Annotated in this window: 11 protein-coding genes and 3 pseudogenes; 8 read left to right on the forward strand and 6 right to left on the reverse strand. The window is 70.9% G+C overall.

The window, feature by feature from the left end; genetic code table 11:
- Positions 1-123 precede the first annotated feature (123 nt).
- Positions 124-1,071: an LLM class flavin-dependent oxidoreductase gene (locus tag JHN45_RS24010; RefSeq protein WP_201050582.1), complete on the forward strand. Its 948-nt coding sequence runs from the start codon at positions 124-126 to the stop codon at positions 1,069-1,071.
- A 49-nt stretch (positions 1,072-1,120) separates the two neighbouring features.
- Here JHN45_RS24010 and JHN45_RS24015 read toward each other — a convergent pair whose 3' ends face one another.
- Positions 1,121-2,830, reverse strand: a complete 1,710-nt coding sequence (locus JHN45_RS24015; RefSeq protein ID WP_201050583.1) for an amidohydrolase — start codon at positions 2,828-2,830, stop codon at positions 1,121-1,123.
- A gap of 335 nt (positions 2,831-3,165) precedes the next feature.
- Positions 3,166-4,161: an ABC transporter permease gene (locus JHN45_RS24020; RefSeq protein ID WP_201050584.1), complete on the reverse strand. Its 996-nt coding sequence runs from the start codon at positions 4,159-4,161 to the stop codon at positions 3,166-3,168.
- A gap of 211 nt (positions 4,162-4,372) precedes the next feature.
- Here JHN45_RS24020 and JHN45_RS24025 point away from each other — a divergent pair.
- Both JHN45_RS24025 and JHN45_RS24030 read left to right on the forward strand, forming a co-directional pair.
- Positions 4,373-4,602 (forward strand): annotated as a pseudogene (locus JHN45_RS24025) (transposase); the annotation flags it as partial.
- Positions 4,595-4,750: pseudogene (locus tag JHN45_RS24030) on the forward strand (IS110 family transposase); the annotation flags it as partial. The pseudogenes JHN45_RS24025 and JHN45_RS24030, both read left to right, overlap by 8 nt.
- Before the next feature lie 5 nt (positions 4,751-4,755).
- Here JHN45_RS24030 and JHN45_RS24035 read toward each other — a convergent pair.
- Together JHN45_RS24035 and JHN45_RS24040 are read right to left on the reverse strand one after the other, a co-directional pair.
- Positions 4,756-6,288: a sugar ABC transporter ATP-binding protein gene (locus JHN45_RS24035; RefSeq protein WP_201050585.1), complete on the reverse strand. Its 1,533-nt coding sequence runs from the start codon at positions 6,286-6,288 to the stop codon at positions 4,756-4,758.
- 9 nt (positions 6,289-6,297) lie between these two features.
- Positions 6,298-7,320 (reverse strand): sugar ABC transporter substrate-binding protein, encoded by a 1,023-nt coding sequence (locus JHN45_RS24040; RefSeq protein WP_201050586.1) that lies wholly within the window; start codon positions 7,318-7,320, stop codon positions 6,298-6,300.
- Positions 7,321-7,558: 238 nt separating this feature from the next.
- Between JHN45_RS24040 and JHN45_RS24045 the strand changes: the two genes are divergently transcribed.
- Entirely contained in the window at positions 7,559-8,584 is a 1,026-nt protein-coding gene (locus JHN45_RS24045) for a response regulator transcription factor (protein ID WP_201050587.1), read from the forward strand.
- 72 nt (positions 8,585-8,656) lie between these two features.
- Here JHN45_RS24045 and JHN45_RS53150 read toward each other — a convergent pair whose 3' ends face one another.
- Entirely contained in the window at positions 8,657-8,968 is a 312-nt protein-coding gene (locus tag JHN45_RS53150) for a hypothetical protein (protein ID WP_236584015.1), read from the reverse strand.
- Between the two features lie 50 nt (positions 8,969-9,018).
- Positions 9,019-9,216, reverse strand: a complete 198-nt coding sequence (locus JHN45_RS24055; RefSeq protein WP_374195640.1) for a hypothetical protein — start codon at positions 9,214-9,216, stop codon at positions 9,019-9,021.
- Between the two features lie 556 nt (positions 9,217-9,772).
- Between JHN45_RS24055 and JHN45_RS24060 the strand changes: the two genes are divergently transcribed.
- The 4 genes and pseudogenes from JHN45_RS24060 to JHN45_RS24075 all read left to right on the forward strand — a co-directional run.
- Complete coding sequence (locus tag JHN45_RS24060) at positions 9,773-10,759, forward strand: hypothetical protein (protein ID WP_201050588.1); 987 nt, start codon at positions 9,773-9,775, stop codon at positions 10,757-10,759.
- A 58-nt stretch (positions 10,760-10,817) separates the two neighbouring features.
- On the forward strand, positions 10,818-12,662 hold the full coding sequence (locus tag JHN45_RS24065; protein ID WP_201050589.1) for an HSP90 family protein: 1,845 nt from the start codon (positions 10,818-10,820) through the stop codon (positions 12,660-12,662).
- Between the two features lie 2 nt (positions 12,663-12,664).
- Positions 12,665-15,607, forward strand: coding sequence for a tetratricopeptide repeat protein (locus JHN45_RS24070; RefSeq protein WP_201050590.1), 2,943 nt, complete (start codon positions 12,665-12,667; stop codon positions 15,605-15,607).
- A gap of 115 nt (positions 15,608-15,722) precedes the next feature.
- Positions 15,723-15,941 (forward strand): annotated as a pseudogene (locus tag JHN45_RS24075) (helix-turn-helix domain-containing protein); the annotation flags it as partial.
- Positions 15,942-16,493 lie beyond the last annotated feature (552 nt).

Genomic DNA, 16,493 nt, shown 5'->3' on the forward strand with positions numbered 1-16,493 from the left:
CGGCGCAGTGGGTGCACGACGGTCTGCGGCCATTCACCACCAGAGGGTTGCCCGCGGCCATACCGGCACTTACGTTTGAGCCCAAACAATTTTCGTCAGACCGAAGGGCCGAGGCCGATTCCCATGACCGCCACCCCCCGCATGCTGCTCGTCCTCAGCGAGAACTGGACACTCACCGGCGGCCGCGCCGACCTCCCCGCCACCGTCCGCTGGGCCCGCGAGGCGGAGGACGCCGGGTTCGACTCCGTCATGATCAGCGAGCACATCGTCCTCGGCCCCGACGCCGTCGCGGGCGGCATCATGGGCAACCCCCGCGACTGGGCGCTGCCGGGCAACCAGGACCCGTACACCCCCTGGCCCAACTCCCTGCTGATGCTCGCCTCCATCGCCGCCGTCACGCAGCGCCTGCGTCTCGCGGCCGCCGCCGTCCTCGCCCCGCTGCGCCACCCGCTGCTGCTCGCCCGCGAACTGGGCACCCTCGACCTGCTCTCGCAGGGCCGGCTCATGGTCCAGCCCACCGTGAGCTGGAGCCGCGACGAGTACGCCGCCCTCGGCGTCCCCTTCGCCGAGCGTGGCAGGCTCCTCGACGAGCACCTCGCCATTTGGGCCAAGCTCTGGAACCCCGATTCGGGCCCGGTCAGCCACGAAAGCGACCACTACCCGTTCGAGGATGTCTACTTCGAGCCCAAGGCCCACCGCCCCGACGGGCCCCGCCTGTGGTTCGGCGGCGAGACCCTGCACGGCCCGGTGCTGCGCCGCCTCGTGCAGTACGGCCACGGCTTCCATCCCCTCGGACGGCCCACGGCGGCGGAACTGCAGACTCTCAAGGACGCCCTCGCCGCGGCCGGCCGCGACCTCGCCGACCTGGAGATGGTCGGCGGCACCCGGCCTGTCTTCCTCGACGACCACTGCCCCGCCGACCTCGGACAGGCCCTGTCCTCCATCCCCGAGCAGATGGAGCAGGGCTTCGGCCTGTTCTGCGTCAAGCCCAACCAGTTCATCGACGACCCGGCCGGGGTCGGGGACTTCTGCCGCGACGTGATGCGGAGGGTGGAGCGGTTCGGCCAGTGAGTACACGACGGGCCCGGTCCGCCGTGCGGACCGGGCCCGTTCCACAGCGTCACCGGCGCTCGTGGACGACCTCGCCGTCGAAGACCGTCAGGTCCACCTCGATCGACGTGATCTCATGCGGGTCGGCCGCCGCCGCCTGGACCAGGTCCCGGTCCAGGACCACCAGGTCGGCCACCTTGCCCGGCTCGATCGAGCCCTTCCAGTCCTCCGCGAAGTCCTGCCGGGCCGCGTTGATCGTGTACGCCCGCAGCGCGTCGGCCAGACCGACGCACTGCTCCGGACCGCTCTGCCGCCCGCTGGCCTTGGACTCCCGCAGCAGCATCCCCGCGACGCCCTGCCGCCAGTCCGGCTCCGTGATCGGGGCGTCGGAACTCGCACACACATTGACCCCCGCTTCGACCGCCGCCCGCACCGGCCACTGGTACGCGGACCGGCGCTCCCCCACGATCCCGTCCATCAGATCCGAGATCGTCCACTTGATGCCGGGGTTCATGTTGATCCCGTAGCCCTGCTCCGCGAGCCTCTCCAGGCTTTTCGGGCTCACGAAGTCGCCATGGATGACGTAGTGCCGGGCGTCCGGGCGAGGGCTCCGCTCGTTCGCCGCGACGAAGGCGTCGACGACCGCGTCGATGGCCAGGTCTCCCGTCACATGCACGCCGAGCTGGTAGCCCGCGTCGTGCGCGATCCGGATCATCTCGCGCAGTTCGTCCGCCCTCAGCGCGGTCGTCGCCCCGTGTACGCACAACGAACCGTGTCCACCCCCGGGATACGGCTCGCTCATCCACGCCGTGCGGTTCGGCGGCACCCCGTCACCGAAGATCTTGACCCCGATCACCCGGAGCCGCCGCTCGTCCGCAGACTCCACGGGCCGCAGGCCCTCCAGCCCCTCGCGTACGTCCGCGGCGGAGCCGCCCATCGCGGCCGGCAGCAGCAGCACGCTCACCCGAACCCGCAGTGCTCCTTCCGCGACCAGTTCCACGTACGCCGTGAGGTTGTGATCGCTCAGTCCCCCGAAGAGGGTGTCCCCGCCGGCCGCCCCCAGGCCCGGTTCCGTATAGCTCGTGATCCCGCGCGCGTGCAGCTCTCTGACCAGCGACCCGATGGCCTCCCTGCGCTGTGCGACCGTCGGCGACGGCAGCAGGCTCTGAACCAGCCGCTGCGCCGCCTCCCGCAGGATCCCGGTCGGCTCCCCCGCCTCGCCGGCGTCGATCACCGCACCCGCCGGCGCCTGCGTCGTCCGGTCGATTCCGGCCGCGCGCAGCGCCGCACTGTTGGCCCACACCATGTGCGACGAGAAGTCCGTCAGACACACCGGATTCCCCGGCGCCGCCTCATCCAGGTCCCACCGGTTCGGCAACCGCCCCGGCTCCGCCAGGCACTCCGCCAGATATCCCGGGTCCCATCCGAGCCCGACAATCCACTCCCCCGGCGCCGCTCCCCGGGCTGCCTTCCGCACCGCCTCGGCGATGTCGGCGATCGACCCCACCGCCGGGTGGCTCACGTCGATCGCGAACGGCGGCTTCGTCATCGCGTACGCCGCGCCATGCAGATGCGAGTCGTTGATCCCCGGCAGCACGGTACGCCCCGCCAGATCCACGACCCGCGTTTCAGGACCCGCCAGGGCAGCGATCTCGGCTGCCGTGCCGACCGCGGTGATCACCTGGCCCCGGACGGCCACGGCCTCGGCGATCGTGAAGTCCGCGTCGACGGTGAGCACTTGGCCGCCGGTCAGGATGAGGGTGGGGGCGGAGGAGGTCATGGGCGACCCTTTCTGTGCGGTGCGGTTTGCCATGGCTGACGGTTCCGTCCTCACACGCCGGACGGGCTGGTTTGGCGTGGGGTCGGTGCCACCACCGGGGATCTCTCCTCGGCGCCGGCGACTCCGGTCGGCCGTATCCGTGCCCGGATCCCTGCTCGTCGCGCTGCGGGAGAACCACGGTGTGCCCTTCCCGGCCGGAGACGTCCGCTTCAGCCCGTCCGGCGTTCGAGGACACGCCCGAAGGACGTCCGCGGGCCCGGGGCGAAGCCCTCGGCGGGTCCGGGCGGAACCCGTTTTCGGGAAGGGGCGGGGTGGGGGAAACCCCCTCGCCACGGTCACGCCCGGCGCAATCGGGGACCGAAGAACGCGAGGGCCGCCCCCACGACAAGAGCCGAGCCCTGCGCGATCTGCTGCCAGAACGTGGGGACGCTGAGCAGCGTGAGCCCGTTCTGGAGGCAGCCGAGGAAGAGCACGCCGAGCAGGACGCCGAAGATCGTCCCGGAGCCGCCGCTGAGGGCGACGCCGCCGAGGAGGACGGCGGTGAGGACGGCCAGTTCGAAGCCGCTGCCGGACGTACCGGAGGAGACGCTGTCGAGGGTGGACGCCTTGATCGCACCCGCGAGGGCCGCGGCGGCACCGGTGAGGAGGAAGAGAGCGAAGGGCGTACGGCGGATGCTGATCCCGGAGAGATACGCGGCCTCGCGGTTGACGCCGATGGCGAAGACGTGACGCCCGGCAGGGGCGAAGGCCAGGAAGGCGGCGCCGGAAAGCAGTACAAGGGCCGCGATGACCACGGGCGCGGCGATCCCGGCGAGCGTGGCACCGCCCAGCCAGGCGAATCCCGTGCCGAATCCGCTGAGCGGCAGCGGATAGAGCTGCTGGGCCAGGCCGCGTACGGCGGTGAGCATGCCGAGGGTGACGATGAAGGGCGAGAGGCCGAGGTAGCAGCAGAGGATGCCGTTGACGAAGCCGACCGCGGCCCCGGCTCCGAGCGCGCCGAGCACGGCGACGGCGAGGGACTGGTGGTGGGCGCCAGCCAGTTGCCCGGCGACCAGGCCGCCGAGGGCGAGGCTGGAGCCGACCGAGAGATCGAGGTAACCGCTGATGACCAGGAGGGCGAGCGGTACGGCGACGATGGCGATGGTGGCCGCGTCGGTGGCGATTCCGCGCAGGTTGGCCGCGTCCAGGAAGCTGCCGGTGGAGAACTGGAAGGCCAGTACCAGGGCGGCGAGCACGGGCAGCAGGGGGTTGCGCCGAATGACCGCCAGACCGGTCGATGCGAGGGCCCGCCCGGCGGGCCTGAGGGGTTCGGCAGCAGCGGCGGCGGTCATGATGGGTTCCTTAAGAATGTGAGGCGGTCCGGAAGGACCGGGTGTGGCTGATGATGTGCTGGTCCTTGATGGCTCCCGGAGAATGGCCGCCCGGTCCTTCGGGACGCTCCGACTGCTGATTGAGAACTGCGGGCATCGCTGGTCAAGGACCTGTCGGCGGAGTGTTCCTCGGGCCACGGAAGTGCTGGTCACGGTGGAACGGAGCGACGGCTTGAGCACGTCTCACTCGCGGATATGGGTCGGCATAGACGCCGGCCAGGGGCATCACTGGGCGATCGCGGTTGACGCCGAGGGTGAGGCATTGCTCCCGACGAAGGTGATCAACGACGAATCTCAGATCCTGAGTTGATCGCCACGGCCCGGGAGAAGGCCGACGAGGTGCGGTGGGCGGTGGACATCTCCGGCCGGGCCTCCGCCCTTCTGCTGGCCCTGCTCACCGCGGGAGTACCACCTCAAGAAGCGCGCTGAAGGCGTGCTCCACACCCAGGCCCTGCTCGCGCTCGCCCGGCGCCGGGTCAACGCGTTGTGGGCGATGCCGCGTGACAAGAGGCTGTGCACCTCCGTCGAACCAGTCACGCAGACGGCTTGACACGGTCATCGAGATTCTCCTTGAGCGTGAGGGGCACCGTCGTGGATCGCCGACAGCAGCGCTTCCTCGGTCAGCCCGGCTCCCGACAGTTCGCCGACGACGAGGCCCCCGGCGACGACGAGGCAGCGGTGGGCGAGGGCGACGATCTCCTCGGGGTCGGAGGAGGCGAAGAGCACGGCCGTGCCGCGTTCGGCGGCGAGGCGGTTGACGACGCAGTAGATCTCGGCGCGGGAACCGACGTCGACGCCCTGGGTGGGTTCGTCGAGGAGCAGAATCTCGGGCGTACGGAAGGAGTTGACCCAACGGCCGAGGACGAGCTTCTGCTGGTTGCCGCCGGAGAAGGCGGACGCGGGCAGCCTGGGTGCGAGAGGGCGCAGGCCGATGGATCGGGCCAGGTCGGTGAAGATCCTCCCTTCGGCGCCCCGGGACCGCAGACCGCGGCGGGCGAGCGGACGCACGGCGGGCAGCAGGGCATTGTCGTGGGCGCTGAGGCCGGCGAACAGGCCCTGGGCGCGGCGGTCTCCGGGGACGAGGGCGATGCCGGCGGCGAGGGCGTCGGCGGGGTGGGCTGCATGCACCGTCCGGCCTGCGACGCGGACGGTGCCGCCGGTGCGAGGGCGGCGGCCGAAGAGGGTTTCGAGCAGGCGGGTGCGACCGGAGCCGATGAGGCCGTAGAGGCCGACGATCTCGCCGCCCGCGACATCGAGGCCGACCGGGCCGAAGCCAGGGCCGGTGAGGGACTCGGCCTCCAGGACGGGAGGGCCGCTCACCGTCGTCTTGGGCACCGGCTCCTTGGAGGCGGACCCGGCGACAGAAGCCGTACCGGCGATCGCCTCGACCAGATCCCGCCGGTTCAGTCCCGCCATGGGCGAAGCGTGGCTGACCCGGCCGTCCCGCAGCACGGTGACCGCGTCGGCGAGCCGTTCGACCTCCGAGAGGAGGTGGGTGACGTAGACGATGGCGAGGCCCTGGGTGCGCAGGTCCTCGACGCGTTCGGCCAGCGCGCCGCTCTCGGCGGTGGAGAGAGCGGCGGTGGGCTCGTCCAGGACGAGGACCGAGGCGCTGCGGCTGAGCGCTTTCGCGATCTCGACCAACTGCCGCTGTCCCATGGGCAGATCGCCGACCCGGTCGCGGGGCGAACAGCTCGCGGCGACCCGTTCCAGCAGCCCGGCGGCGGCGTTCTCCTGAGCGCGGCGGTCGACGGCGCCCAGCCTGGAGCGCCGGGTCCACTCCTGCCCCAGGAAGATGTTCTCCGCGACCGTGAGCGGCTCGACGACACTCAGGGTCTGGAAGATGATCGCGACACCGGCCGCGATGGACTCGCGCGGGCTCAGCCGCTCGTACGCGACGCCGCCGACCTCGATGGTGCCCGCGTCGGGTGCGTAAGCACCGCCCAGGCACTTGATCAGGGTCGATTTCCCGGCGCCGTTGTGACCGAGCAGGGCGTGCACCTGCCCGGCGGGGACGGTGAGGTCCACCCCGTCCAGGGCTTTTGCGCCGCCGAAGGACTTGGCAAGTCCGCTGATGCGCAGGGACATGGGGGCCGCCTAGGCGTTCTGCGCGAGCAGCGCGTCGATCTTCGCGCCGTCGGCCCTGGTCACCAGGGTGATCGGCACGTCCACGCTCGGCTTGGCCTTGCCCGCCGCCACGGCGAGGGGTACGTCGACGATCGCGTCGGCGATGTCCTGGGGTGCGAGCGCGGCCGAGGCACGGTAGAAGGTGCCCTGCTTGATCGCGGCGAGGCACATGGAGGCGCCGTCCTGGCCGCCGACGTAGGTCTTGACGTCGGTCGCGGACCGGCCGGACTGCTGAAGTGCCTTGAACCCTCCGTACGCTGCGGCGTCGGTGACCCCGAGGATGAGGTTGAGGTCGCGGTGCTTGGCCAGGATCGCGTTGGACTTGGACAGGCCGGTGTCGGGGTCGATGGCCTGCTCCTGCGCGACGACGTCCACGCCGGGGGCGAGCTTGGTGAAGGCGTCGATCATGCCCTTCGTACGGTCGCGGCCGAGTTGGATCGTGCTGTCGGTGAGGAACGCGATCTTGCCCTTGCCGCCCAGCGTCTCGTTGGCCCATTTCGCCGCCGCCGTGCCGAGCAGCCGACCGCCCTCGGTGAAGCTGAACTGGATGTCGGCGCTCTGATTCTCCAGCGAGCCGCCGTACGTGACCCAGATCAGCCCGGCGTCCAGCGCGCTCTTGGCGGTCTTCTCGGTGGCCTCGAAGACCATCGGGAACGACACGATCGCCGGGATCTTCTGGCTCACCCAGGCGGCGAGGTTGGAGGCCTGGGTGTCGGGGCTGGTCTGGTCACTGGTGGTCACCAGGCTGACGCCGTGCTTCTTCGCGCCGGCCGTGGAGAGCCTGACCAGGGTCGAGTACAGCGGAAGCTGGGTGAAGGGGTAGTCCAGGCCGATCTTCGCCAGGCTCTTGGCCGTCGATGCGTGCGGCGCGGACGTCGAGGACGTACTGGCGGGAGCGCTGCACGCGCTCAGCGCTGCGGCGGCGGTCAGGCCACCGGACAGGGCGAGGAAGTGTCTGCGGGAAGGGAGGGAATCCAGGTGCAGGGCGCTCATGACGGGGCCTTCCAGGGAACCGGCGGCGGTGTGTCGGCGGTATGGCGAACAGGAAAGCCCCGTACGTCGTCGCTCCACCATCCGTACATCTACCGACCCCGCAGGACGCCGCCCTGGGCAGGTGACGGCGGTAGGGCGTTCCGGTTACGTCGCCGAGAACCTCTTGTCCGGATTGCCACCCCCCTCTACCATTCGGCTTCAAACAACTTTCCGGCTCGCCCGCTCCCAGGAGGCGAGAATGCTCAGCCATCACCAGGTCGCGGCGGCCACCCGCATCGGTATGCTCACCCGCGAGCGCGACACCGCGGCGGCCGGCGCCGAGGCGCTACGCCTGCTGGCCCAGGTGCTGCCGAGCGACACCTCCACGCTGACCGCGCTCGACCCGCTCAGCGGCGCCCATGTCCGCGTCGCCGGTGACGCCAACCGGTCGCTGACCGAGGAGTTCGTCGGGACGTCCTGGTACGACAAGGTCCTCACCGAACCACTGCCCCTGTCCATCTCCGACGAGTCCGAGCCCGGACAGCCCTATCTCCAGGGCAGGTTCTACGAGGAGCATGTCCGCCCCGCCGGCTTCCGCGACGGCATGAGCGGCGCCCTCTACCACCGCGGCCGCCACGTCGGCATGATCCACCTGGCCACCGAGCATCCCGGCACCTTCACCCGCGAGGCCCGCCACCTGCTCGCCTCCGTACTGCCCGCGCTCGCCGCACTCGCCGATCCCGCCGACCGGATCGGCGAGCACCACGGCCTGCCCGACGATGCCTCCGCCACCCTGGTCACCCCTGACGGCCTCATCGACCTGCCCGGCCGTGACCGCCCGCCGGTCCTGGGCAGCGACGAATTCCTGGCCCTCCTCAAGGAGTTCGACGCCTCCGGCGGGCGGTCGGTACGACTGCTGTGGCCCATGGCCCGCGACTGGTACCGCGTGGTCCTGGCCCGGCACACCCTCCCGCTCCCCGCCTCCCGCCCGGTCGTCCTGGTCCACGCCCGCCCCACCGCGATCCCCTACGGGCTCAGCCCCCGCGAGATCGACGTCCTCACTCGCGCCGCCATGGGCCACACCAACCAGGCCATCGCCCAGCACCTCTTCCTCTCCCCCCGCACCGTCCACACACACGTCGAGCACATGCTCCGCAAGACCGGCACCTCCTCCCGCGCCGAGGCCACCGCCCTCGCCGTCCGCGACGGCCTGCTGCGTCCCGCCCCGGGCGGCGTCGCCCACTTCGTCGAACAAGCCGGTCCGGTCACGCCACAGCGCTGGTGAACCGGAGCGTCGCCATGGCCGTGGTGCCAAAGCCCGCGCACAGTGGACTCACCCATCCAAACCGGGCCCACGTCACCGGAGGGGCCCGGCAAAGTTGCGCAAGTCGGCTCGGTGATCGACATCAGCCACGTCCCTCCGTCCGGTTATTCGCAGCCACGATCGAGACCGCCCCGCTGCGGGAAAAGACTTGAGGTGCAGGAGGGTTCCGGCGACGCCGTAGCAGTCGTCCGCGCCGAAGCAGGAGACGAGCGCTCGGGCTTCCTCTCCCGTGACCGGCCTTGGAATCGCGTCGAGCTGCTCGACGCGCCTGTCGATCTCTTCGCCGCTCGCCTCCCAGTCGGGGAGCGGACCGTCGGCGACGAACGTCTGCACTTCGGGTCTCATGGGCGATTGATCGGCTGTCTTCGTCACCGCGGGCAAGACGTCGGCGCTGGTCAGGCTGCCACCACGAGTGACGGCGTGGGGAACGCCGACTGTTCGTCGAAGTGTTCCAGTTTCTGGAGGCAGTGACAGAGCCCGCTGTTCATGCGGTTGAAGAGGCTGCGCTCAGCGGCTGCGTGCCAGTCGCCGTGCTCGCGTCGTCGCCGGCAGTGGGCGTTGGCACCGGCGGAGGCCCTACGGAACTGCAGCATCGATGACATTCTCCGCCACGACCTGGCCGCGGACCTCCTGCCTTTGCGACCGGACGACCGCCATCAACGCCGGTACGCACGCGATACGGCAGGACCCGTGCTCCTCCGCAGCGGCGAGCTCCGCACGGCCTTCCGGGGCTGGTCGGTGCAGGACGGGGCCGACCTGATCAACGCGATGGCGCCGAGTCCCGGCGCCAGTGGGGCGGGCGGATCGGCCCCAACGCCCGGCCGTTCCTGATCGCCTATGCCTACCTGCTCGGCGAGTTCACAACCTTCGAGCGGCTCGGACGGTTCATGCTGCCGAGCCTGGCCCGCAAGGTGTTCGGGACCGGGCCCGTCCTCCCGGTGCACCGCAGAACCGCCGCGGCGTTCCTCAAGGACGCGCCCGCTTCGGTGCCTCGTCCTGAGCACCCCTCTCCTGTGCCCCAGCCGTCGAGCACCACCCAGGGCGCAGAAGTCGGCCCCGGTCATACCCGTGAAAACCCTGTGGCAGCACTGTCGGTGCGGGCACATATGCTGCACCGAACGATCACGCGGGACCTGGGGAGGGCGCGGCATGTTGGACAAGCTGTTCGGTAGGGGCGGGGCGAGACCGGCAGCGGATCCGCACGCGCTGCCCGCTCGGCGCGGGCTGACGAACCGGATGTACAAGCTGCGCGCGCTCGGGGACGCGCGAGTGCTCGCCCTGGTGGAGGCGGCCGGCGCGGGTGACTGGGCGGCGGTCAAGGCGGCACTGGCCCCCTTCGATCTCGGCCGGGACCACCAAGTACTCGGCCAGCTGGCCGAGTTGAACGGTGTCCAGGACTGGATCGGCCGGGCCGTGGAGGACGACAAGGAACACCGGGCGACGGCCCTGCTGATCTCCGGGGCGCGGCACGTCGCCTGGGGCTGGGAGGCGCGCACTCGCGCCAACGCGGCGAACGTCAGCCGGGAGCAGTGGCAGGTCTTCCACCAGCGGCTCCGCATCGCCGAGGAGCAGCTGCTGGAGTGCGCGGAGTCGCGGCCGGAATGGGTCACGCCGTGGCGTCACCTGCTCACTTCCGGCCGCGGTATGTCGCTGGGCCCCGTCGTCTGCGAGACCCGGCTGGACGCCGCCCTGCGCCGCGACCCGCTGGACCTGGAGACCCACATCGAGAGGGTGTCGCAGTTGCAGCCCCGCTGGAGCGGGGAGCCGGGTGAGGCCCTGGCGTTCGCCCGACAGGCGTTCGCGCGGGCGCCTGCGGGCCATCGCCTCGGCTGTGTCATCGCCGTCGCACACATCGAGGAGTGGGTCGAGTCCGACCGGATGAACTCGCTCATCACCCCGGAGACCCAGGACGAGTTGCTGGAAGCGGCCGAGCACAGCATCCTCCACCCCGCCTACGTACGACGCCCCGGCTGGCAGGAAGACTTCAACACCTTCGGCATGGCCCTGTCTCTGGCCTCCGAACGCATCGCGTTGCCGCACGTCTTCCGCGAACTTCGGGGCGCCTACACCTCCTGGCCGTGGAGGTACATGCCGGAGCCGGAAAAGATGTACGCCCGCGCCCGTCGCAACGCCTGATCCCGGCACCCGGCCCGCCGCACCGCTCCCTCGTCGAACACTCACCCCGGACTGCCCGATGACTCTGCCCCACGCCTCTTCGAGCCCGGCCGACGCCGACCGCACCTTCCAGGTGGATCTGCGCGGCCTCGTCGATCTCCTCTCCCACCACCTGTACTCAAGCCCCCGCGTCTATCTGCGTGAGCTCCTCCAGAACGCCGTGGACGCGCTGACCGCGCGGCACGCACTCGAACCGGCCGCCCCCGGTGCCCCGCTCGGCATCCGTCTGTACGCCGACGGTTCGGTGGTGCGTGTCGAGGACGACGGCGTCGGTCTCACCGAGGCCGATGTGCACACCTTCCTCGCGACGATCGGCCGCAGCAGCAAGCGCGCCGACCGGATCGCTGAGCAACGCGCGGACTTCATCGGCCAGTTCGGTATCGGGCTGCTCTCGTGCTTCCTGGTGGCCGACGAGATCCATGTCGTCAGCCGTTCCGCCCGCACTCCCGATGCCCCGGCCGTGGAGTGGCGGGGACGCGGCGACGGCAGCTACTCCGTCCGCACCCTGCCCGCATCCGCCCGTCCACGGCCCGGCACCACGGTCACCCTGACTCCCCGCGCAGACGCGGGCGAGTGGACCCGCCCGGCGCAAGTACACGCGCTCGCCCGGCACTTCGGCTCCTTGCTGCGCCACCCTGTGACCTTCGACGAGGGCACCGGCGGTGGCGCGACCGTCAACCCCGAGCCCGCACCCTGGGCGCGCACCTACCCGACGCCCGGAGCACGCTCCCGCGCGCTGGCCGCGTACGGCGAGGAGACCTTCGGGTTCACACCCCTGGACACCATCGAGCTGGACCTGCCGGCCGTGGGTCTGAAGGGCATCGCGTGCGTGCTCCCCGAAGCAGTACCGGCCGGCCGCCGCCACGGCCACCGCGTGCACGTCAAGGGCATGCTGCTGTCCGAGCAGGCCGATGAGATCCTGCCCGAGTGGGCGTTCTTCGTCCGCTGTGTCGTCGACGCAGAAAGCCTGCGCCCGACGGCGTCCCGCGAGGCCCTGTACGAGGACGACACCCTCGCCGCTGTCCGTGACGCTCTCGCCGAACGGCTGCGCGCGTGGATCGCCCGGACCGCCGCCAGCGACCCGGAGCTCCTCGGCCGCTTCCTCCAGGCGCATCACCTGGCCGTGAAGTCCCTCGCCGTGCACGACGACGAGATCCTGCGGATGCTCCTGCCGTGGCTGCCGTTCGAGACCACAGACGGACACGCCACCCTCGACGAGTTCGCGCGCACCCACCGCACCGTGCTCGTCACCTCCAGCGTGGAGGAGTTCCGGCAGGTGGCCGCGATCGCCTCGGCCGCCGGGCTCGGAGTCGTCAACGGCGGCTACACCTACGACCGTCAACTGGTCCACCGGCTCCCGGAGATCAGGCCCGAGGTGAGCGTCGCCGATCTCGACCCGGCGACGCTCACCGCCCATCTCGACCCCGTCGACCGGGAGACGGAACTCGCCGCCGCGGCCTATCTGGCCCAGGCCCGCGACGCCCTCGCCGTCTTCGACTGCGACGTCGCGCTGCGCACGTTCCAGCCCGCCTCGGCCCCCGCACTCCTCCTCGACAGCCGCGAGGCCCGGCACGAGCGCAGCCGCTCCCAACTCGCCCGCGAACAACAGGGCGGCGTCTGGGGCGACATCCTCGGGCATCTGCGCCAGGAGGCCCCGCGGGCCCAGCTGATCCTCAACCAGCTCAACCCGCTGGTCCGTACCGCCGTCGGCATCGACGAACCCGAACTGGCCCGCACCAGCGCCGAAGCCCTCTACGGGCAGGCCGCGATGCTGTCCCGTCGACCCCTCAGGCCCGCCGAGTCGAGCTTGATCAACCGCTCCTTCCTCAACCTCCTCGCCCACGCCCTCCGCAAGGACAGCTGACGATGCCCACCGCACCCCACCCGCAGAACACGGACGAACTGTTCCGGGCGCTCCAGGAGAACAACCGGCGCCCCTACGGCCGTAGCCGCACCGTCACCGCCGAGGAACTCACCGAGGCAGCCGAGCAGTTCGCGGAGCCCGTCCCGCTGGTTCACGCGCTCATCGAGCTCCAGGAGGCGTACGCCTACGGTTCCGAACCCCGGAAGTCACCCGTCGTCTTCGCCCGGTTGCTCGCCCTTTTCGACGAGCAGCCCGACATCTTCGACGAACGGCTGCGCCACACGCTGTTCTGGCGCTTCAAGTGGGTGGCCAACGCCCTCGTGGCACTGCCGGAGATGCCTCTGACGAGCGTGCGCCAATGGCTGACCGAGATGCGCGACCGGTACGAGAAGGCCGGTCTCGAACTCCAGCCCTACTACGGACAGGCCTACCGGCTGGCCGCTCACACGGGCGAGGACAGCGCTCTCGCCTTCGAGCTCTGGGCGGGACGGCCCCGCACCAGGCTCAGCGACTGCGAGGCCTGCGAGATCTGCGAACGCGCTCTGTACCACCTCGCCGCTGACGACGACGAGCGGGCACTACGCGCCTGGGAGCCCGTCCTGGACGGAAAGGAGTCCTGCCAGGAGGAGCCCGCCCGCTCCGTGTCGCACGCGCTGCTTCCCCTGCTGCGCACCGGCCGCACCGACGAGGCCCGCGCACTGCACCTCACCGGGTACCGCGCCTGCCGTCGTAACCCCTCGATGTCCGGCGAGGTCGGCCGGCACCTGGAGTTCTGTGCGCTCACCGGCAACGAGGCTCGCGGCCTGGAACTCCTCGCGGAGAACCGGAACCTGTTCGACGACGTCGACTCGCCCCAGGACCTGCTGGCTTTCCTCACCGGCGTCGAAGTCCTCCTCCGACGCGTCGAATCCCTCGGCCACGGCGAACTGCCCGCCGCCGGATACCCGGGTCGTACCTGGACGGTCGCCGCTCTGCGCGCCGAGGTGCGAGGCCGTGCCGACGACCTCGCGGCCCGTTTCGACGCCCGCAACGGCACTACGGCGCACTCCGACCGGCGCCGGGCCCGCCTCGACCGTGGCCCGCTCCTGGAGGCGCTCGAGCTGACCCTGCGCTCCCGCGCCCTCGACGACGTGGCCCCGGCCGCCGTGCCCGCCACCGCCCGCACGGCCCCGTCCGTCCCCGAGGAACTGCCCGAACTCATCACTCGGGCACGGGCGTTGGACGAACAAGGGCATCCGGACGCGACGGCCTGCTGCGCACGGCTGCGTGTGCTCGTCGCCGCCCCCGGCTACGTCCACCCCGACGACCCGGCCGTGGGACCGCTCGTAAGGCTGCGCGCCGACCTGCTGGCCGATGAGGCGAACTCGGCGGGCGACAAGGACGAGTTCGCCGTCGCCGCCGCCCTCCACGAGGAGGCTGCGGTTCTGTACGACGACGCCATGGAGCCCGGCCACGCGGCGCTCGCCCGCGCGCGTGCCCTGCTCGCCGGTGCCCAGGTCGGCCCGGAGAGCACCGACAGCTCCGACGCGGCCGAGGCGACAACCGCCGCGCTGAGCAACGCCTACGCCGCGATCGTCCGCCTCCACGAGGAGGTGTCCGGCCTAGCTCCGTACCAGGAGGCCCAGTTGCTCAGGCTGCGGGCGACAGTGCTCGGTCTGCGGTTCCATACGACGCGCGACGAGGAGCAGGCCGCGCCGGTCCATGCCGAGGTGGATCTGCTCAGCGAGTTCGCCGTGCGGCACAACTTCGCGGGGCAGCTCTCCGGTGCCGGGTTGCTGCGGACCAGCACCTACGCCCTCTCCGGAAATCTGTCCGCCGCGGGCACCGAGATCGATGCCCTCCGCGACCGGCTCCGGGCGGACGGCCCCGCCTGGCATCTGCCGCGCACACTCGGACTCCGCGCCCGCATCCAGTTCGCGTTGAAGAACGCGGAGGCCGCGCACGCGGACCTGGCCGAGGCGCTGCAACTCGCCGCCGAATGGCCCGCCGACGCCGTCGACACCGCTCGCCTGCACGATGAACTGGCCGAGGTCTGCATGCACCTGGGCCGCCCCGACGAGGCCTTGCGGCACCTGACGCGCTCCGCGGAGCTGGCACTGCGTCACGGCAGCCGCACCGACGCGTTCTGCACCTACAGCAGCGCCGCGCAGGTCAGCCTCGACCTGGGCCGGGTCGAGGACTGCATCGCGCTGCTCGATTCCCTCCTCGCCGAACCCGACGTCACCGCAGGAGAGTTGGACGACCGGCTCGTCGCCCAGCTGCGTCTGACCCGCGCCCGTGCACTGCGGGCGGGAGACGACCTCAAGGCCGCCACGGCGGAGTTCGCCGCCCTCGCGGCCGAGTCGGCCGACTGGGACGACGACCTCGGGAGCCATGTCGGCATCGCCGCGGAGACCGCCGTACTCCTCGCGCAGTCCGGCGAGTTCGAACGGGCCCGCCAGGCCGCGGACCAGGCACTCGCCGCCCACGCCCGAGCGCCGCGCTACGAGCACCTCAGCTTCTGTCTGCGCGAACTCGCCCGGCTCCACGTCCAGCAGCAGGGTTCCGAGGGCCTCGCCGACGCCCTGACCGTTCTCGCCGACGCGGGCCGGGTCGCCGACCAGGCCCGTGCCGCGGAGTACGAGTCGCACAACCGCTCACTGGACAGCGCCCTGGCCTACGAGTACGGACGGGTCAACGCCTACGCCGGCACGTACGAGGCCGCCCTCGCCGCCCTGGACAAGGCACTCACCCTGCTGGGCGAACCGGGACCGGACAAGGACCGGGCCGACGAGTGGGCGGAGTGCGTCCGTCTGGCAGCGGTCGTGGAGGGTATCTACCTGAAACACCCCACCCTGGCCCTCACCCGGCTCAACGAGGCAGTGCCCCGCCTCACGGCACTGGGCCACACCGAGGAGGCCCGACCGCTGACGTCACTGGCGGCCCAGCTGCGCGACGAGGGGTGACGCAAAAAGCCAGCCGGCTTCGCACTCACCGCGTCCGAGAGAGGCCAGGTAGTTGCTGGGATTGCGCTCGTGGCGGGGGCTGAGTCTGCGGTAGCGGGACCGCCACGACGTCGGCGCCCTGGAAGCGCAGCGTCTGCTCTCCCCCGCCGGGGAACCGGTCGCGCGAATCGCACGCCGACTGGGTTTCTCCGAACCCACCAACTGCGGAAGGTTCTTCATCCGCCACACGGGCACCACCCCCGGCGACTTCCGCCGTACCCACCAGGGCCCCGGTGAGCCCCCGCACCGGTCCCCTGCGGGCCATCCCGAACCGGGGCCTTCACTGCCGTCGTGAATCCTGACCGCCCGGCCCTCGCAACCACGATCTGTTCAGTCGGACTGCTGAGCGATTGTTTCGATTCGGCCGATGGCCGACTGGTCGACGGCGCATCTTCGCGCGGCGGCTTTCCAGGTGGTTCGCCGGCGCGGGTCCAGATTCGAAGCATCGCGCCGACACGGTATTTCCGCCGAACAGCCTGCAGGAAGAGAACAACCACCTGTCGCCTGAAGCGTCGGTGAGCCCTCGGACGGCCTCGCGGCGTCGTCGAAAACTTTCTTCATCTGGGCCGAATGATGCGAGAGGTATTGACGCCCATCACGGGCCATCTACTATCCACAACGTCCGAACCGCCGACGGATGTTCGACATGACGAATGGCGTCAGTCGGTGGAGTCGCACACCGGCGAGAGCCGGCAAGGCAGCACGTCGGTACACACCCGATCGCAGCGCGCCAGCCAGAACGAGGTGCTTGTCATGACTCGATCAACCTCTGGATGCCGCAGAACAGGGGGAACGGCCATCAGGGCATCCGTCACCACCGCTCTCCCCTACCCGCCGGCAGTCACGT

Source organism: Streptomyces sp. MBT53, assembly GCF_016654115.1.
Lineage (GTDB): Bacteria > Actinomycetota > Actinomycetes > Streptomycetales > Streptomycetaceae > Streptomyces.

What these genes read in the sequence shown, in the direction of transcription:
- JHN45_RS24010 (WP_201050582.1), top strand. Translation starts at nt 124, where the DNA reads ATGACCGCCACCCCCCGCATGCTGCTCGTCCTCAGCGAGAACTGGACA.
- JHN45_RS24015 (WP_201050583.1), bottom strand. Translation starts at nt 2,830, where the DNA reads ATGACCTCCTCCGCCCCCACCCTCATCCTGACCGGCGGCCAAGTGCTC.
- JHN45_RS24020 (WP_201050584.1), bottom strand. Translation starts at nt 4,161, where the DNA reads ATGACCGCCGCCGCTGCTGCCGAACCCCTCAGGCCCGCCGGGCGGGCC.
- JHN45_RS24035 (WP_201050585.1), bottom strand. Translation starts at nt 6,288, where the DNA reads ATGTCCCTGCGCATCAGCGGACTTGCCAAGTCCTTCGGCGGCGCAAAA.
- JHN45_RS24040 (WP_201050586.1), bottom strand. Translation starts at nt 7,320, where the DNA reads ATGAGCGCCCTGCACCTGGATTCCCTCCCTTCCCGCAGACACTTCCTC.
- JHN45_RS24045 (WP_201050587.1), top strand. Translation starts at nt 7,559, where the DNA reads ATGCTCAGCCATCACCAGGTCGCGGCGGCCACCCGCATCGGTATGCTC.
- JHN45_RS53150 (WP_236584015.1), bottom strand. Translation starts at nt 8,968, where the DNA reads ATGAGACCCGAAGTGCAGACGTTCGTCGCCGACGGTCCGCTCCCCGAC.
- JHN45_RS24055 (WP_374195640.1), bottom strand. Translation starts at nt 9,216, where the DNA reads ATGCTGCAGTTCCGTAGGGCCTCCGCCGGTGCCAACGCCCACTGCCGG.
- JHN45_RS24060 (WP_201050588.1), top strand. Translation starts at nt 9,773, where the DNA reads ATGTTGGACAAGCTGTTCGGTAGGGGCGGGGCGAGACCGGCAGCGGAT.
- JHN45_RS24065 (WP_201050589.1), top strand. Translation starts at nt 10,818, where the DNA reads ATGACTCTGCCCCACGCCTCTTCGAGCCCGGCCGACGCCGACCGCACC.
- JHN45_RS24070 (WP_201050590.1), top strand. Translation starts at nt 12,665, where the DNA reads ATGCCCACCGCACCCCACCCGCAGAACACGGACGAACTGTTCCGGGCG.